This window comes from Enterobacter cloacae, assembly GCF_013375935.1.
GTDB classification, from domain to species: domain Bacteria; phylum Pseudomonadota; class Gammaproteobacteria; order Enterobacterales; family Enterobacteriaceae; genus Enterobacter; species Enterobacter pasteurii.
The window spans coordinates 3,146,397-3,164,261 of record NZ_CP056117.1; the positions used below are offsets into that span (position 1 = coordinate 3,146,397).

The following is a 17,865-nucleotide window of genomic DNA, read 5'->3' on the forward strand; positions in this document are numbered from 1 at the left end:
TCATGAGGTCCTTAGCCGATTTCGAATTTAATAAAGCGCCGCTTTGCGATGGTATGATCCTGATTTCAGAGATGATCCGCGACGATTTTACGTCACAGTACGTTTACGCTGAACTGGAAAATCTGGTTAGCCTGGCGCGCGAGGAGATCAGTCAGGCACGTCCGCAGGACTGGCAACTGGAAAAGCTGATTGAGCTTTTCTACGGCGAATGGGGTTTCTGCGACACGCGCGGCGTGTACCGCCTGTCTGACGCACTGTGGCTGGACCAGGTGTTGAAAAATCGTCAGGGCAGCGCCGTCGCGTTGGGCGCCATTTTACTGTGGGTTGCGCACCGGCTGGATATTCCGCTGGTGCCGGTCATCTTCCCGACGCAGATGATCCTGCGCGCGGAGTGGCTGGACGGTGAGATGTGGTTAATCAATCCGTTTAACGGCGACACGCTGGATGAACACACGCTTGACGTCTGGCTGAAGGGCAACATCAGCCCGATAGCCGAACTGTTCAATGAAGATCTTGATGAAGCCGATAACGCTGAGGTTATCCGCAAGCTGCTGGATACGCTGAAGTCTGCGCTGATGGAAGAGCGACAGATGGAGCTGGCGCTGCGCGCAAGCGAAGTGCTGCTGCAGTTTAATCCGGAAGATCCGTACGAAATCCGCGACCGCGGCCTGATTTACGCGCAGCTCGACTGCGAGCACGTGGCGCTGAACGATTTGAATTATTTCGTCGAGCAATGTCCGGAAGATCCGATTAGCGAAATGATTCGCGCGCAGATCAACGCGATCGCGCATAAACACATTACACTGCATTAAATTTAATTCCGATTCACACCTGAATAAGGCGATCCTATGAAACAAAAAGTGGTTAGCATTGGTGATATCAACGTGGCAAACGACCTGCCGTTCGTGCTGTTTGGCGGTATGAACGTGCTGGAGTCCCGCGATCTCGCTATGCGCATCTGCGAACACTACGTGACCGTGACCCAAAAGCTGGGCATCCCGTACGTGTTTAAAGCCTCTTTTGACAAAGCCAACCGCTCCTCCATTCACTCCTACCGTGGCCCGGGCCTCGAAGAGGGGATGAAGATTTTCCAGGAGCTGAAACAGACGTTTGGCGTGAAGGTGATCACCGACGTGCACGAAGTGTCTCAGGCGCAGCCTGTGGCTGACGTAGTAGACGTGATCCAGCTTCCGGCGTTCCTGGCTCGCCAGACCGATCTGGTTGAAGCCATGGCGAAAACCGGTGCCGTGATTAACGTGAAAAAACCGCAGTTCGTGAGCCCTGGCCAGATGGGTAACATCGTCGATAAGTTTATCGAAGGCGGTAATGACCAGGTGATCCTGTGCGACCGTGGTTCAAACTTCGGTTATGACAACCTGGTTGTGGATATGCTGGGCTTCAGCGTGATGAAGAACGTCTCTAACCAGTCTCCGGTGATTTTTGACGTTACGCACTCCCTCCAGTGCCGCGATCCGTTTGGCGCAGCGTCTGGCGGCCGTCGCGCTCAGGTTACCGAGCTGGCGCGTGCCGGGATGGCAACGGGCCTGGCGGGCCTGTTCATTGAAGCGCACCCGGATCCGGCTAACGCGAAATGCGACGGTCCATCCGCGCTGCCGCTGGACAAGCTGGAGCCGTTCCTGAAGCAGATCAAGGCAATTGACGATCTGGTGAAGAGCTTCGACGAGCTGGATACCAGCAACTAATAAAAAAACCCGCTTCGGCGGGTTTTTTGTTCTCCCTCTCCCCGTGGGAGAGGGTTGGGGTGAGGGCATCAGCTCGCACCAGATAAAACTATGCAAAGATCGTCATCAGATACGCAATAAACAGCGCCATATGCGCCGCGCCGTTCAGCACGTTGGTGCGCCCGGTTGAGAAGGAGATCTGGCACAGCAGCAGCGACGCCATCATCACAATCATCTCCGGCGCGCCCAGCGCAAACTGCAATTCATTCCCGGTCATAAAGGCAATCAGCGTCACCACCGGAACGGTGAGGGAGATGGTCGCCAGCACGGAGCCGAAGAACAAATTCATCGCACGCTGCACCTGATTATTGAGCACCGCCTTCAGCGCACCCAGGCCTTCCGGAGACAGGATCAGCAGCGCGACCAGGAAACCGGTAAAGGCAACAGGCGCATTCAGTTCAGTTAACAGCGCCTCAAGCGGATTCGCATTCATCTTGGTAACCGCAATAACGGCAATCAGATGCACGATCAGCCAAACCGTGTGCCACGCGCTGCTGTGGGCCGAAGGCTTACCGTGATGCGGGTCATCGTCATCGCCATCGTCCTCATGCTCGTAGACAAACAGGCTCTGGTGCGTTTTGGTCTGAATCAGCAGGAACACGCCGTACATTGCCGCGGAAATCAGCGCCACCAGCAGCGCCTGGCCGGTCGTGAAGTTTGCGCCCGGCAGCGCCATCGGGAAGACAAGCACGATAATCGCCAGCGGGAACAGGGCGATCAGATACTGCTTAATGCCAAACAGATTCATGTACTGGGTGGCAAATTTACGGCCACCTAATAAAAGAGAGAAACCGACCAGACCGCCGGTCACAATCATAATGATGGAGTAAAGCGTATCGCGCATCAGCGTTGGCGCGGCGTCGCCGGTGGCCATTAATGCGGAAATTAGGCTGACTTCAAGAATAACAACCGAAAGGCTTAAAATTAATGAGCCGTACGGCTCCCCAAGACGGTGGGCTAAAACATCCGCATGGCGCACCACGCTAAATGCACTGGTCAGAATTCCCACGAGAGCCAGAATATTGATCCCCACAACCACTGGCAGTGACTGACTGCTTCCCCAGAAGAGCAGCACAGCCAGTGCCAGAACCGGGAAAATGAGAGACGTCTCCTTGTGGCGGGTTTTTACCGCCTCGTGTGTTGCTGTCATGTGTTTCTCCATCAGTGCAGGTGCTTGTAATTATAGATAGATTTTGAGGCCATTAAATTAACAGAAATTGGTTAACTACCCTTTAATTTTTACTTAATTTTACCCTTTATGAAGATTTTTATGGTTGAAGCTTATAATGTTCTATCTGTGATAAATAGTCATTAAATAACAATAAACTATGATTCAACGATGTTCATTTTTCATCGCCGGGTGGCACCCTGACGTATCGTCGTCCACACTTATCTCTTTAGCCAAAAGAGAGGTTAACGATGCCATACAAATCGAAAAGCGAATTACCTGATAACGTGCAAAACGTGTTGCCTGCTCACGCGCAGGATATCTACAAAGAAGCGTTTAACAGCGCCTGGGATCAGTACAAAGATAAAGAAGATCGCCGGGACGATGCCAGCCGTGAAGAGACGGCGCACAAGGTCGCCTGGGCCGCCGTAAAAAATGACTACGAGAAAGGGGACGATGACAAATGGCATAAAAAGAAATAGCCGCTGAATAATACGCCACCTTCATTTTGACATTTCAGGCGGTTGAGCTACCGCTGTGTTGCATCTGGCCCGCGAATTGCTTATCGTTGCTCACCTGCTGTTAAAATGAACAGCATACAAGGCCGGGAAGGCGAATTACAGATGTCGCAGGGAAGCATGCAGTGGCGGAGGTGGAATGTGTTAACGCGTGATTTCCTGATGAAGGCAGATTGTAAGACGGCATTTGGCGCTATTGAGGAATCGCTTCTCTGGTCGGCTGAACAGCGTGCGGCGTCGCTTGCGGCAACGCTTGCCTGCCGCCCGGATGATGGCCCGGTGTGGATTTTTGGTTACGGCTCGCTGATGTGGAACCCGGCGCTCGAGTACGTCGAATCGGCAACCGGAACGCTGCCCGGCTGGCACCGCGCATTCTGCCTGCGCCTCACCGCCGGGCGCGGCAGCGCCTGCCGGCCGGGCCGCATGCTTGCACTAAAAGAGGGCGGGCGCACCACGGGCGTAGCATACCGTCTTCCGGACGCCACGCTGGAAGAGGAGCTGACGCTGCTGTGGAAGCGCGAAATGATTACCGGCTGCTATATGCCCAGCTGGTGCAGGCTGGAGCTGGACGACGGGCGCAGCGTAAGCGCGCTGGTGTTCATTATGGATCCGCGCCATCCGCTGTATGAAGCCGATACCCGAACCCAGGTGATTGCTCCGCTGATTGCCGCCGCCAGCGGACCGCTGGGCACCAACGCGCAGTACCTGTTCTCGCTCGATCAGGAGCTGACGCGGCTCGGCATGAAGGACGACTGTCTGAACGAGCTGGTGGTGAAGGTGAAAGCGCTGCTGGAAGGCAACCCGCCCGGCGCGACGCTGAGGCCAGGTTTTGCATGAATTAACGCCCGGTTAACCGGGCGTTTTGCATTATGCCGCCACGTAGCTCACGGAGTGCTCGAGCGACTGGCTGTGGCTGTCGATCAGAACATCCCAGGTGCCGGTATAGGGCACCGTCAGCCATGCCTTATCATCCTGCACGGTGAGGATATCCGCCCCAGACTGCGCGTGCGCTTTCGAACTCATCAGGTGGATGCGGCAACGCTCTGAGCAACGAACCACTACCGTATCCCCGCCAAACAGCTTCAAGCTTGTTTTAACCAGTGCCATTTTATTACCCCGTTTTTTTGCCCATCCCGAGCGTGATGTTGTTCACAATTTACTCACTGCATAACACCAAAGGGGGAGGGGCGGGATGCTGATTTTGATCAAAAAAGGGCGTAACGATTAAACAAAAATGACAAAATCCCTGAAACCATTCAGCCGGCGCGCGTTTTCCCTGTCCTGCGCGCGCCTGGAGAAAATTATATGCGGAAATGTCCGGCGGTCTCAGCAAGGTCGCCCGCCTGGCTTTGCAGCGCGCTGGCCGCAGCGGCAGACTGCACAACGAGTTCGGCGTTCTGCTGCACCATCCGATCCAGATGGCTAACCGCGTGGTTAATCTCGTGGATCCCTTTCATCTGCTCGCGGGTGGCAATCGATATTTCGCGCATGATGCCCGACACGCTCCCGACGCTGGAGCGGATCTCATCCATGCTGTCTCCCGCAAGGTGCACGTATCGGGGGCCGGTCGCGACGCTTTCGGTGGTAGAGTCGATGAGGGATTTGATCTCTTTCGCCGCCTGAGCGCTGCGGCTGGCCAGATTACGCACTTCGCCCGCGACGACCGCGAACCCGCGGCCTTGCTCTCCGGCACGTGCGGCTTCCACCGAGGCGTTCAGCGCCAGGATATTGGTCTGGAAGGCAATGCCGTCAATGACGCTGGTGATATCACCGATTTTTGCGGAAGCGACCTCGATGGACTGCATGGTGCTGATGGCCTGAGCGACGACGTCGCCCCCGCGCGCCGCCGCGGCCGAGGCCTTGCTCGCCTGCTCGTTCGCCTCTGCTGCCGACTCGTTTGACTGCGTGACGGAGGCGGTAATCTCCTCTACGGCGCTGGCCGTTTCCCGCAGGCTGGAGGCGGCCTGCTCGGTTCGTCCGGAAAGATCCTGATTGCCCGCCGCAATCTCCCGCGCGGCGTTTTTCACCGAGGCGCTGGCCTCACGCAGCTGGACCATCACCACGGAGAGCTTATCGCTGAAGGCGTTAAAGGCCTGAGCGATTTGCGCCACCTCGTCGTCTCCCTTATCCGGCAGGCGCTGTGACAGATCGTTAGTACCGTTGGCGATGTTGTTCATCGCATCGCGGATATCAGACAGTCGTTTGAGCAGGCGGGCGATCAGGACATGCACGATGGCGCCGCTCAGCAGGGCGAGGATCGCCAGCGACAGCGCTGAGGCTTTAAGCAGGGAGCGCATTCCGGAGGTGGCATCCGCGTTATCGAGCGCGACAACAAGCAGCCAGCGGGTGCCCGGTACGGCGGTCGCGACGAACGTTTTATCGCTACCGTCAAACGTCCCGTCAACCAGGTTACCGCTTTTCAGGGCCGCAAAATCGATCCCTTTGAGGACCTCATTCAACGGCTTCAGCGTCAGGGCCGGGTCGTTGGCGGCAATCACGGTGCCGTCGCTGCCCAGAAGCAATCCGCTGCTGGCCGGGGTCGGGTGAATGCCGCGCACGTTAGCCACCACGCTGTCCAGGGCCACATCGCCCGCCACAACCGCCTTCAGCGCGCCGTTCTCCTTTACCGGTATCGCGAAGGTGACCACCAGTTTTCCGGTACCCGCGTCCACGTAGGGGGCAGTCACCACCGGGCCATCCGCGCTGACGACCTGCTGGTACCAGGGGCGAATGGTTGGATCGTAATCGGCAGGTACGCCGGCCGGGTCGGAGAATTTGGCCGTTTTGCTGGCGTACCCGACATACACGTTGGTAAACCCGCCCGCCTGCGCGAGCTGCTTAAATACGGGCACCGGATCATCACTTAACGCCACGCTTTGCGCCGAGGCGATGACGGCCATTTTGCCCTTCACCCAGTCGGCAATCGCCATCGTGTGGCTGGCGCTGGTGCTGCTCAGAATATCGCGCTGTGACTGCTGGTTATCGTGGCGCGTAACCTGAAAGTTGATAACGGTATTAAGAAGAAGGGCGACGACAAGACAGCCTGTCGTCGCGGCAATGATGCGGGCGCGAATGGATCTGAACATAAGTGTAATACCTGCTGTGTTGTTTCCATCTCCATCGGCAGGCTCGCAGGTAAACTTGATGCTGAAACCGCGTCCATAAGAAAATACTATTTTTACGGCGAAATTATTAAAAAGTTAATACTTTATCCGCGTTCAGCGTCCATTCGGCCAGCTCCACCAGCGTGCCGATCTCGACGCCCTCAATCAAAGGCAGCCCGGTGATGCCGCGTCCGTCGGTGCAGGTTTTACACAGTTTGACCGGCACGTCCTGCGCGGTCAGGATCTCCAGCATCTGCTGGATGTTGTACCCCTCGGCGGGTTTCTGCCCCTTCAGTCCGGCCGTGACGGCGTCCGACATCAAAAAAAGACGCAGCTCAAGTGCGCTCTCTTTCTCGCGCAGCGCTATCGCCAGACGCAGGCTGTTAAAAAGGGATTCGCTGCCGTAGGCCGCTCCGTTGGCGACGATCACAATCTTCTGCATGTTAACTCCTGTTCTTTAAAAGGCACGAAAATTGCTTAATACCCCGGAGATTCGCTATCCGGGAGAGTAAGCATGACATTAATGGCGGGCAGTTCACCTGCGGCAGCCGAGTGGTTCCAGCGCGCGACGTTGCTGCGCCGGGAGCAGCTCGGCAGGCTGGCCGCGCTTGGCGTGCTGGTGAATGGCATCAGCCGTCTGGCACATATGCTCCAGTGCGAGCGCGGGGCATCCAACGTCTGGCTCTGCTCTCAGGGTAAGCTGTATGTCCCCGAATGCAAAGCCAGTCGCGGGCTGGTGGATGAAAATCTCACCGCGCTGCATGCCGAGCTCAGCGCGCACTTCCCGGTCACGGGGAGCGGCGTCTGCGAGCGCATCGCCTGCGCGTTGCTCAGCCTGGATACGCTTCCACTCCTGCGTAACGGGATAGATGCGCAAATCGTCACGGCTCCCCAGGCCATGGATCGCTACAGCCGGATGCTCCGTCAGCTGCTCAGTATCGTACCGCAGCTGAATGACAGCATTGACGATCCGCAAATCGCGGGCCGTTTTGTTGCCCTCTATAGCCTGATGCAGGGCAAAGAGCTGGTGGGGCAAGAGCGCGCGCTTGGGGCCATTGGCTTTACGCAGGGTTTTTTCAATGAAGACACCCGTCAGAAGCTGGTTGACCGCATTGACGGACAGCAGGCCTGTTTTGAGATCTTTTTATCCCATAGCCACGCGGACGTGCAGAACACGTTCGCCCGTCACTGCCAGCCCGACCGTGAGACGGAGCAGCTCCGGCGCGTCGCCTGCACGCGGCAGCCCTCCGCTGACAACGGCAATACCGCGCTGAACTGGTTTTCACTGCAAACGTCGCGGCTTGAGCATCTGCGCACGCTTGAGGAGATCGTGATTGCCGACCTGATGGTGGCGGTGGATGAGGCAATTCAGGCCTCCGGTGCGGCCGCGATGGGAGGCGATGAACGCGACGACCCGATTGCGCCTTACCCGGATAAACCCCTGCTGACGCTGGTGCGCCAGCAGGCGCGCGAGATAGAACAGTTATCCCGCCAGCTGGCCTCCCTGCGGGACACGCTGGAGGAGCGTAAGCTCATCGATAAGGCCAAAAGCATACTGATTACCCACCAGAACATGAGCGAGGAGCAGGCGTGGACGGCCCTGCGCAAAATGGCGATGGATAAAAATCAGCGCATGGTTGATATCGCCCGTGCGCTGCTCACCGTCAGGAACCTCTGGCCGCTAACCCCTAAGGAGTAGCTGCACAATCGGCGGGCATTTTCTGCCTGATAGCGGTGCGTGAAATCGCGGCTGTCGGGGGTAAAGCCAGTAAAACAGGGTGTTAAAAGCTGGCATTACCTTTGCATTAACAGATTAACCATTTTCGACGATGCGCCAACGGCGGTGCATGCGTCTTCGGGATAAAGGCGTCCAGCGGTGCTTCGGCACGGCGGCGCTTTTTTTTGGCTTTTTTTCAGGAGCGGTTATGGCGGAATTGTCGAGACGGCGGTTTTTGCAGGCCAGCATGCTGGCAAGTGGCGCAATGCTGTTACCGGGCGTCATGCAGGCCGCGTGGGCGGCGGGGTCGGATAAGCCCGAACAGGAGGCGGTACGCATCGGGTTTATCCCGCTCACCGACTGCGCGCCGGTGGTTATCGCGGCCCTGAAGGGGTTCGATAAAAAATATGGCATCACCATTGTCCCCACCAAAGAGGCGAGCTGGGCAGCGGTGCGCGACAAGCTGGTGGCGGGCGAGCTGGACGCGGCGCACGTTCTTTACGGCCTGCTGTACGGGCTTGAACTGGGCATCGCCGGCAAGCCGCAGCAGATGGCGAACCTGATGACCCTCAACCAGAACGGTCAGGCCATTACGCTCTCGGGCGATCTGGCGGAGAAGGGCGTTCGCGATCTCGACGGGTTGAAGACGCTGGTTGGCCAGCAGGCTCCTGGGACGTATACCTTCGCGCATACCTTCCCGACGGGCACGCACGCCATGTGGCTCTACTACTGGCTGGCCAGCGCGGGCATCAATCCGTTCGACGACGTGCGCACGGTGGTGGTGCCGCCGCCGCAGATGGTGATGAACATGCGCATCGGCAACATGGTCGGCTTTTGCGTCGGCGAGCCGTGGAACGCGCGGGCGATTAACGACCGCATCGGGTTTACCGCCGCCACATCGCAGTCCATCTGGGCCGATCACCCGGAAAAAATCCTCGGCACGCGCCGCGGCTGGGTAGATAGAAACCCGCACACCGCGCGGGCGCTGGTGTGCGCGGTGATGGAAGCCGCGCGCTGGATCGAGGCCTCACCGGAAAACAAACGCGAAACCGCGCGGATCCTCTCCCGCCGCGCGTGGCTGAACTGCAAGGAGCAGTACCTCACCGGGCGAATGCTGGGCGAATACGACAACGGCCTGGGGCAGCGCTGGCAGGACGCACACCCGATCCGCTTCTTCAACGAGGGTGCGGTGAGCTACCCGTATCTCTCCGACGGCATGTGGTTTTTAACCCAGTTCCGCCGCTGGGGCTTGCTCCACGCCGCGCCGGACTACGCGGGCATCGCACGGCGCATCAACCAGACGGCGGTCTGGCAGGATGCGGCGACCGCCGTCGGCGGCATGTCCACCCCGTCATCACCCTATCGCAGCAGCACCCTGATGGACGGCACCGTCTGGAACGGCACCGATCCGGAAGGGTACGCCAACCGCTTCGCCATTCACCGTAAAGGGGCCTGATTATGCAGCATTTGCAAAGTACGAAACCACAAGAGACGCCGGAGAGCGGGGAGGTGATTGTCCTGCCTCCGCGACGGGTACGCCGCCGCGCGCCGGCGTTTACGCGTCGGATGAACGATGTTTTACAGCGCGTTATTCCGGCGCTGCTCGGTCTCGGGCTGCTGGTGGTGCTCTGGCAGCTGGCGGCGATCAACAGCAAAGGCTTCCCGACGCCGCTCAGCACCCTGGATTCGGCCATCACCCTGTTCGCCGACCCGTTCTACCGCGACGGGCCAAACGATATGGGCATCGGCTGGAACGTGCTTGCGTCACTGCAGCGCGTCGCCATCGGCTTCGGGCTGGCCGCGCTGGCTGGCATTCCGCTGGGCTTTTTGATTGGCCGCTTCACCTTTTTCTCACGCATGTTTAACCCGCTGATCGCGCTCCTGCGTCCGGTCAGCCCGCTGGCCTGGCTGCCCATCGGCCTGCTGCTGTTCCAGAAAGCGGAGCCGGCGTCCAGCTGGACCATTTTTATCTGCTCCATCTGGCCGATGGTCATCAACACCGCCGAAGGGGTGCGCCGTATCCCCCAGGACTACCTCAACGTCGCCCGGGTGCTGCAGCTCTCTGAATGGGACATCATGCGCCGCATTCTCTTCCCGGCGGTGCTGCCTGCGGTGCTGACCGGGGTACGCCTCTCCATCGGCATTGCCTGGCTGGTGATTGTCGCCGCCGAGATGCTCACCGGAGGCCTGGGCATCGGCTTCTGGATCTGGAACGAGTGGAACAACCTCAACGTCGAAAACATTCTCATCGCTATCGTCATCATTGGCGTGGTCGGGTTGCTGCTGGAGCAGGGGCTGATGCTGATCGCCCGTCGCTTTAGCTGGCAGGAAAAATAAGGAGCGAAGATGAAACCGTTAATTCAGGTCCAGGCCGTGAGCCAGCGCTTTTCCACCGCCAGCGGCGAGTTCCTGGCGCTGCAGAACGTCTCTTTTGATATTCACGAGGGCGAAACCGTCAGCCTGATTGGCCACTCCGGCTGCGGCAAGTCGACGCTGTTAAACCTTATCGCCGGCATTACGCTGCCGACGGAAGGCGGGCTGATCTGCGACAACCGCGAAATCGCCGGGCCGGGACCCGAGCGGGCGGTGGTGTTTCAGAACCATTCGCTGCTGCCCTGGCTAACCTGCTTCGACAACGTGGCGCTGGCGGTGGACAGGGTGTTTCGCCACGCCATGAGCAAAGCCGAGCGTAAGGAGTGGATTGAACACAACCTCGACCGCGTGCAGATGGGCCACGCGCTGCATAAGCGTCCGGAGGAGATCTCCGGCGGCATGAAGCAGCGCGTCGGTATTGCCCGCGCGCTGGCGATGAAGCCGAAGGTGCTGCTGATGGATGAGCCGTTCGGGGCGCTGGACGCGCTGACGCGCGCGCACCTTCAGGACTCGGTGATGCAGATCCAGCAGGCGCTGAATACCACCATCGTGCTCATTACCCACGACGTCGACGAGGCGGTGCTGCTCTCCGATCGCGTGCTGATGATGACCAACGGCCCGGCGGCCACCGTGGGCGAGATCCTGCGCGTCGATCTTCCGCGCCCGCGCAACCGGGTGCAGCTGGCGGACGACGGTTGCTATCACCACATCCGCCAGCAGATCCTCCATTTCCTCTATGAAAAACAGCCGAAAGCGGCGTAGCGAGGGGCAACCATGCGACTGGTCATTATCGGTAATGGGATGGCGGCAACCCGGCTGATTGACACGCTGACCGGGCGTGCTCCCGGTCGTTTTTGCGTCACCGTCATCGGTGACGAGCCTCAGCATGCCTATAACCGTATCCAGCTTTCGCCGGTTCTGGGCGGGGAAAAGCAGGCGGCGAACATTTACCTGCACGATGAGGAGTGGTACCGGGCGCGAGGCGTGACGGTGCTTCGGGGTGAAAAGGTCATTGCCGTGGACGTGAACGCGCGTGAAGTGCATACCGCCGCCCGCAGGCTGGGCTGGGATGCGCTGGTCTTTGCAACCGGGTCAACGCCCTTTGTGCCGCCGATCCCCGGCAGCGCCGCGCCGCACGTGTTTACCTTTCGTACCCTGGACGATACCCGCGCCGTTCAGCGCATTTCCGGTCCGGCGGTAGTGCTGGGCGGCGGGGTGCTCGGCGTGGAGGCGGCTGCGGCGCTGGCGCGGTCTGGTGACAACGTCACGCTGGTCCACCGCGGCCCGTGGCTGATGGAGCAGCAGCTGGACCAGCAGGCGGGCGTGCTGCTGGAAGAAGCGCTGGCGGAGCGGGGCGTGCGCTGCGAGCTCGACTCGGGCATCGCGGCGATTGATGCGCACGCCGTGACGCTGCGCAACGGACGCCGCGTCGCGGCCGCCCGCGTGGTGCTGGCGACCGGGGTGCAGCCCAACGTCGCGCTGGCGCAGGCCAGCGGCATTCGCTGTGCGCGCGGCATTGTGGTGGATAGCCAGATGCAGACCTCGGTGCCGGCTGTCTTCGCCATTGGCGAGTGCTGCGAAGTTGACGGCCAGACGTTTGGCCTGGTCGCCCCCTGCATGGCGCAGGCGGATATCCTCGCCGCGCGGCTGGCCGGTGAGGTCGCCGCGCCGTTTGCCCTGACCGACAGCGGCGTGCGCCTCAAGGTAACCGGCGTGGAGCTGTTCAGCCTCGGTCGCGCGGCGGCTCAGGAGAACGACGTGGTCTGGAGCTCGTGGGATCCGCTAACCCGCCACTATCGTCGCCTGCTGATCCACCGGGGGGCGCTGGCTGGCGTGCTGCTGATGGGAGACTGCCGCAGCGCGGCGACATTTACCGATTTACTGGCAACGGCTGCGCCCGCCCACGCGGACTGGCTGTTCGATCGTTTCACTACGCAACCGCGGGTTGCAGGACAGAACGCTATGACAAAACCTACTCTGGTGGTGGTTGGACACGGTATGGTCGGCCATCATTTCCTTGAAGACTGCGTTAACCGCAATCTGCATCAGCAGTACCAGATCGTTGTCTTTGGTGAAGAGCGCCATGCCGCCTATGACAGGGTACATCTGTCCGAGTACTTTGGCGGGCGCAGCGCGGCGTCGCTCTCGCTGGTGGAAGGGGATTTCTTTGCCGACAGCGGCATCGAGCTGCGCCTGTCGCAGCAGATCGTCGCTATCGATCGCGATGCGCGCGTGGTGCGCACCGCCAGCGGGCATGAGATCCACTGGGACAAGCTGGTGCTGGCGACCGGTTCATACCCGTTCGTCCCGCCCGTGCCGGGCAACGATCTGCCGGGCTGCTTTGTCTACCGCACCCTTGACGACCTGGACAACATTGCGGCCCATGCCGCGGGGTCACGACGCGGCGTGGTGATTGGCGGCGGCCTGCTGGGGCTGGAGGCGGCAAATGCCCTCACGCAGCTCGGGCTGGAAACCCACGTGGTGGAGTTTGCGCCGAACCTGATGGCGGTGCAGCTCGATAACGACGGCGCGGCAATGCTGCGTAAGAAAATTGAGGCGCTTGGCGTCGGCGTTCATACCTCTAAAGCCACGACCGACATTATCCCGACGGACGACGGATTAGTCCTGCGCTTCGCCGATGGCGAACGGCTGGAAACGGACATGGTGGTCTTTTCTGCGGGCATTCGTCCCCAGGACGCGCTGGCGCGCGGCTGCGGGCTGGCTGTCGGCGAGCGCGGCGGGATCTGCATTGACGACGGCTGTCATACCTCTGACCAGGACGTGTTTGCCATCGGCGAGTGCGCGCTGTGGGAGGGCAAAATTTACGGCCTGGTCGCCCCGGGCTACCAGATGGCGCGGGTGGCTGCCGCCGCGCTGGCGGGTAAGGAGAAGACCTTCACCGGGGCGGATATGAGCACCAAACTCAAGCTGCTCGGCGTGGATGTCGCCTCGTTCGGCGACGCTCACGCACGTACGCCGGGCGCGCTGAGCTACCAGTGGACGCACGGCCCACGGCAAATCTATAAGAAAATCGTGGTCAGCCACGACGGCAAAACGCTGTTGGGCGGCGTGCTGGTGGGCGATGCCGGCGAATACGCCACCCTGGTGCAGATGATGCTCAACGGTATCGGCCTGCCGAAAGAGCCGGAAACGCTGATATTACCCGTCTCCACGGGCAGCGCGCCGAAAGCGCTCGGCGTGGCGGCGCTGCCGGATAGCGCGCAGATCTGCTCCTGTCATAACGTCAGCAAAGGCGATATCTGCCGGGCGGTGAGCGGCGGTGCGACGGAGATGGGGGCCATTAAACGGTGTACGAAAGCGGCCACCGGCTGCGGGGGCTGTAGCGCGCTGGTGAAGCAGGTGATGGAGTTCCAGCTTGCCGAACAGGGCGTGGAGGTGAAAAAGGATATCTGCGAACACTTCCCGTACTCGCGTCAGGAGATTTACCACCTGGTGCGCGTCAACCATATCCGCACCTTTGACCAGCTCATCAGCCGCTACGGCCACGGGCACGGATGTGAAATCTGTAAGCCGGTGGTCGGGTCGGTGCTCGCCTCCTGCTGGAACGAGTATCTGCTGAAGCCGGCGCACCTGCCGCTGCAGGACACCAACGACCGCTACTTCGCCAATATCCAGAAGGACGGAACCTACTCCGTCGTGCCGCGCATGCCCGCGGGGGAAGTGACCGCCGACGGCCTGATCGCCATCGGACAGATTGCGAAGCGCTACGGCCTGTACAGCAAAATCACCGGCGGCCAGCGTATCGACCTCTTCGGCGCCACCCTCGATCGGCTGCCGGAGATCTGGCAGGCGCTGGTGGAGGCCGGGTTTGAAACCGGGCACGCGTACGGGAAATCCCTGCGCACGGTGAAGTCCTGCGTCGGGTCGACGTGGTGCCGCTACGGCGTGCAGGATTCTACCGGCCTCGCGGTCAGGCTGGAGCACCGCTACAAGGGGCTGCGGGCGCCGCACAAAATCAAAATGGCGGTTTCCGGCTGTACCCGCGAGTGCGCCGAGGCGCAGAGCAAAGACGTGGGGGTGATTGCCACGGACAAGGGCTGGAACCTCTATCTGTGCGGCAACGGCGGGATGAAGCCGCGCCATGCGGATCTCTTTGCCAGCGACCTGGACGACGAAACGCTGATCCGCACCGTCGACCGTTTCCTGATGTTTTATATCCGCACGGCGGATCGCCTGCAGCGCACCAGCACCTGGATGGACAACCTTGAAGGCGGCCTCGACTATCTGCGGGAGGTGATCCTGCACGACAGCCTGGGGATCGGCCACGAGCTGGAGCAGGAGATGGCCCGGGTGGTAGAGACGTATCGGTGTGAGTGGCAGACCACGCTGAACGATCCCGATCGTCTGGCGCTGTTCCGCACGTCGGTGAACGGTACCGCAGCGGATGAAAGCAAGCGCTGGCAGGAGATCTGCGGCATTGACGATATCCCGGAGCAGGCGGGTATCGGCGCCCGGCTTGGCCGCAATCCGATTGCGCTGTTCCGCTTTGGAGCATTCGTTTACGCCCTCGACGATCTGGAGCCGGGCAGCAGCGCGAACGTGCTTTCGCGCGGCATTCTCGGCGATGCGGCGGGCGAACCGGTCGTTATCTCTCCGCTCTACAAGCAGCGTATTCGCCTGCGCGACGGGCGTCAGGCCGAGAGCGGCGAGCCTGCGGTGCGCGCCTGGCCGGTAAAAATTGAAAACGGCAAGGTGTGGGTTGGCAACGAAGAGCTGGTGATGCGCGCGGAGGCCTCATGACGGAAACCCGGACAACGTGCCCCTACTGCGGCGTGGGCTGCGGCGTAATTGCCAGCGTAGACGGCGAAAAGGTGATCGTTCGGGGAGATGAAACGCACCCCGCAAACTTTGGTCGCCTGTGCGTAAAAGGGGCTGCCCTGGGAGAGACGACGGGATTGCAGGGAAGGCTGCTGCACCCGGTCGTTGACGGCGCCGAGGTGGAATGGCCGCAGGCGCTGGGCGCAGCAGGCGAGCGGCTCAGAGCAATTATTGAACAATGGGGGCCGCAGGCGGTGGCGTTTTACGCCTCCGGCCAGCTGTTAACCGAGGATTACTATGCCGCCAACAAGCTGATGAAGGGGTTTATCGGGGCGGCAAACATTGATACCAACTCGCGGCTTTGCATGTCGTCGGCGGTGGTGGGCTACAAACGCGCCTTTGGCGAAGACGTGGTGCCGTGCAGCTACGAGGATGTGGAAAACAGCGACCTGGTGGTGCTCGTTGGCTCGAACGCGGCCTGGACGCATCCGGTGCTGTACCAGCGGCTGGTCCAGGCAAAACTCAATAATCCGCAGATGAAGGTCGTGGCGATCGATCCGCGTACCACCGCCACCTGCGATATCGCCGACCTGCACCTGGCGCTGAAGCCCGGCAGCGACGCCGGGCTGTTTGTGGGATTGCTCAATCTGATCCAGGGCACCGGTGAGTGGCCCATTGCCCGCGTGGCGGCGTTTTGCGATCTCCCTGCCGGGAAAATAGGAACCTTTTACGACTGGTTTATCACCGCGCCTCGCGCGATCACCCTTTACGCCATGGGGATCAACCAGTCTTCCAGCGGCAGCGACAAGTGCAGCGCCATCATTAACGTGCATCTTGCCAGCGGAAAATTTAATCGTCCGGGCTGCGGCCCGTTTTCGCTGACCGGACAGCCAAACGCCATGGGCGGGCGGGAGGTGGGCGGGCTGGCAAACCAGCTGGCGGCGCATATGGGCTTCGAGCCGGACGATCTCGCAAGGGTGGCGCGCTTCTGGGGCACCGGGCGGCTGGCGCAGACTCCGGGGCTGATGGCGGTGGAGCTTTTCGATGCCATTGCCCGCGGCGAGGTGAAGGCGGTGTGGATCATGGGGACTAACCCTGCCGTCTCGCTGCCGGACAGCCACGCGGTATGCCAGGCGCTGGCGGGCTGCCCGCTGGTGATCGTCTCTGAGGTGATGCAGGAGACGGACACCAGCCGGTTTGCCCATATCCGTTTTCCGGCGCTGGGGTGGGGCGAGAAAAACGGCACGGTGACGAACTCCGAGCGGCGTATTTCCCGCCAGCGCGCGTTTTTGCCAGCGCCCGGCGAGGCGAAGCCGGACTGGTGGATCGTCGCCCGGGTCGCCGGGCAGCTTGGCTATGGCGAGGCCTTCGCCTGGGAACATCCTCAGGAGATATTTTGTGAGCACGCGGCGCTGACGGCGTTTGAAAACGGCGGGGAGCGGGCGCTCAACCTGCGCGAGCTGGCGAGGCTGACGCGGGAAGAGTGGGATGGGCTGGAGCCGTACCAGTGGCATGCCGGTGATTTCCCGCAGCGTACGATGGTTCCGGTTGAGCCGCAATCGCATGGGGCACGCGTCGGGGCGCTGTATCCGCTGATGCTCAACACCGGGCGGATACGCGACCAGTGGCACACCATGACGCGCACGGGGTATGTCCCGCGCCTGATGCAGCACGTCGACGAGCCTGTGGTGGAAATAAGCACCACCGACGCCGCGCGCGCTGCCCTTACCGACGGCCAGCTGGCGCGGATCAGCTCTCCGCGCGGGGTCATGGTTGCCAGAGTCCGTATCAACCCCGGCCAGCGTGCGGGGGAGCTGTTTGCGCCGATGCACTGGAACGCGCAGTTTGCCCGCCAGGGGAAGGTGAATGCGCTGGTGGAAGGGCGCTGCGATCCGGCTTCTGGCCAGCCGGAGAGTAAACAAACCGCCGTCAGGATCGCGCCCTGGCAGCCGGTCTGGCAGGGGGAGCTGTATGCCCGGGAACTGCCCGAGCTGCCGCCCCCGGTATGCTGGTGGCGTAAAGCCTCGCGGCTGACGGTGGCGGGCGATAAGCCGCTGCTGTCGTGGGTGATGAATTACGCCAGCGGCCGCGGCTGGCAGCTGCAGGTTGCTCAGGCGGGCGAACGCAGCAGCGTGCTGGCCTGGCATCACGGCGAGCTGATGCTTGGCTTCTGGGAAGGCCATACGCTGCCGGCACTCGCGCATGCATATATAGAAGAAGCCTTCGCCGCTGCGCCTGTAGAGGTAGCTGAACGCCACGCGCTGCTGAACGGGCAAAGACCGGATGAAGGTTCAGATCCCGGGCGAATTATCTGTAGCTGCTTTTGCGTGGGGGAAAACACGATACGCGAGGCGATTGCCGGAGGCTGCGGTTCCGTGGCATCGCTCGGGGCGTCGCTACGGTGCGGCACCGGCTGCGGCTCCTGCGTGCCTGAACTGAAGGGGCTGCTGGGATGAGGTTGTAA

The 17,865-nt window shown here is 60.9% G+C and carries 14 protein-coding genes; 10 read left to right on the forward strand and 4 right to left on the reverse strand.

The genetic code is table 11. The annotated features are described in order from the left end of the window. The first annotated feature begins 2 nt into the window (after positions 1-2). Together sirB1 and kdsA are read left to right on the forward strand one after the other, a co-directional pair. Positions 3-812, forward strand: coding sequence for an invasion regulator SirB1 (gene sirB1, locus HWQ14_RS14765; RefSeq protein WP_148419609.1), 810 nt, complete (start codon positions 3-5; stop codon positions 810-812). Between the two features lie 36 nt (positions 813-848). Next, positions 849-1,703, forward strand: a complete 855-nt coding sequence (kdsA, locus tag HWQ14_RS14770; RefSeq protein WP_047054870.1) for a 3-deoxy-8-phosphooctulonate synthase — start codon at positions 849-851, stop codon at positions 1,701-1,703. An 88-nt stretch (positions 1,704-1,791) separates the two neighbouring features. Here the strand turns inward: kdsA and chaA are convergent, their stop codons facing one another. Beyond that, positions 1,792-2,892, reverse strand: coding sequence for a sodium-potassium/proton antiporter ChaA (gene chaA / locus HWQ14_RS14775; protein WP_176610125.1), 1,101 nt, complete (start codon positions 2,890-2,892; stop codon positions 1,792-1,794). Between the two features lie 269 nt (positions 2,893-3,161). On the opposite strand from chaA, the gene chaB reads away from it, so the two are divergent. Both chaB and HWQ14_RS14785 read left to right on the forward strand, forming a co-directional pair. Continuing rightward, on the forward strand, positions 3,162-3,392 hold the full coding sequence (gene chaB, locus HWQ14_RS14780; RefSeq protein WP_003856674.1) for a putative cation transport regulator ChaB: 231 nt from the start codon (positions 3,162-3,164) through the stop codon (positions 3,390-3,392). A 177-nt stretch (positions 3,393-3,569) separates the two neighbouring features. Continuing rightward, positions 3,570-4,265 carry a gamma-glutamylcyclotransferase gene (locus HWQ14_RS14785; protein WP_176611204.1) on the forward strand — a complete coding sequence of 232 codons (696 nt, stop codon included), beginning with the start codon at positions 3,570-3,572 and terminating at the stop codon, positions 4,263-4,265. Between the two features lie 30 nt (positions 4,266-4,295). Here the strand turns inward: HWQ14_RS14785 and HWQ14_RS14790 are convergent, their stop codons facing one another. The 3 genes from HWQ14_RS14790 to HWQ14_RS14800 all read right to left on the reverse strand — a co-directional run bounded on the left by HWQ14_RS14790 (position 4,296) and on the right by HWQ14_RS14800 (position 6,974). Continuing rightward, positions 4,296-4,535 carry a DUF1883 domain-containing protein gene (locus HWQ14_RS14790; protein WP_148419611.1) on the reverse strand — a complete coding sequence of 80 codons (240 nt, stop codon included), beginning with the start codon at positions 4,533-4,535 and terminating at the stop codon, positions 4,296-4,298. 194 nt (positions 4,536-4,729) lie between these two features. Then, positions 4,730-6,514 carry a methyl-accepting chemotaxis protein gene (locus HWQ14_RS14795; protein ID WP_176610126.1) on the reverse strand — a complete coding sequence of 595 codons (1,785 nt, stop codon included), beginning with the start codon at positions 6,512-6,514 and terminating at the stop codon, positions 4,730-4,732. A gap of 106 nt (positions 6,515-6,620) precedes the next feature. Then, positions 6,621-6,974, reverse strand: coding sequence for a DsrE/DsrF/TusD sulfur relay family protein (locus tag HWQ14_RS14800; protein WP_148419613.1), 354 nt, complete (start codon positions 6,972-6,974; stop codon positions 6,621-6,623). 72 nt (positions 6,975-7,046) lie between these two features. Here HWQ14_RS14800 and nasR point away from each other — a divergent pair, with 72 nt between their 5' ends. The 6 genes from nasR to HWQ14_RS14830 all read left to right on the forward strand — a co-directional run bounded on the left by nasR (position 7,047) and on the right by HWQ14_RS14830 (position 17,857). After that, entirely contained in the window at positions 7,047-8,231 is a 1,185-nt protein-coding gene (nasR, locus tag HWQ14_RS14805; RefSeq protein WP_176610127.1) for a nitrate regulatory protein NasR, read from the forward strand. 226 nt (positions 8,232-8,457) lie between these two features. Further along, positions 8,458-9,705, forward strand: coding sequence for a CmpA/NrtA family ABC transporter substrate-binding protein (locus HWQ14_RS14810; protein WP_176610128.1), 1,248 nt, complete (start codon positions 8,458-8,460; stop codon positions 9,703-9,705). 2 nt (positions 9,706-9,707) lie between these two features. Beyond that, positions 9,708-10,586 (forward strand): nitrate ABC transporter permease, encoded by an 879-nt coding sequence (gene ntrB, locus HWQ14_RS14815; protein ID WP_148419616.1) that lies wholly within the window; start codon positions 9,708-9,710, stop codon positions 10,584-10,586. 9 nt (positions 10,587-10,595) lie between these two features. Continuing rightward, positions 10,596-11,384, forward strand: coding sequence for an ABC transporter ATP-binding protein (locus HWQ14_RS14820; protein ID WP_176610129.1), 789 nt, complete (start codon positions 10,596-10,598; stop codon positions 11,382-11,384). A gap of 12 nt (positions 11,385-11,396) precedes the next feature. After that, positions 11,397-15,383: a nitrite reductase large subunit NirB gene (nirB, locus tag HWQ14_RS14825; RefSeq protein WP_176610130.1), complete on the forward strand. Its 3,987-nt coding sequence runs from the start codon at positions 11,397-11,399 to the stop codon at positions 15,381-15,383. Beyond that, positions 15,380-17,857: a nitrate reductase gene (locus HWQ14_RS14830; RefSeq protein ID WP_176610131.1), complete on the forward strand. Its 2,478-nt coding sequence runs from the start codon at positions 15,380-15,382 to the stop codon at positions 17,855-17,857. The genes nirB and HWQ14_RS14830 overlap by 4 nt, the downstream gene beginning before the upstream one ends. Positions 17,858-17,865 lie beyond the last annotated feature (8 nt).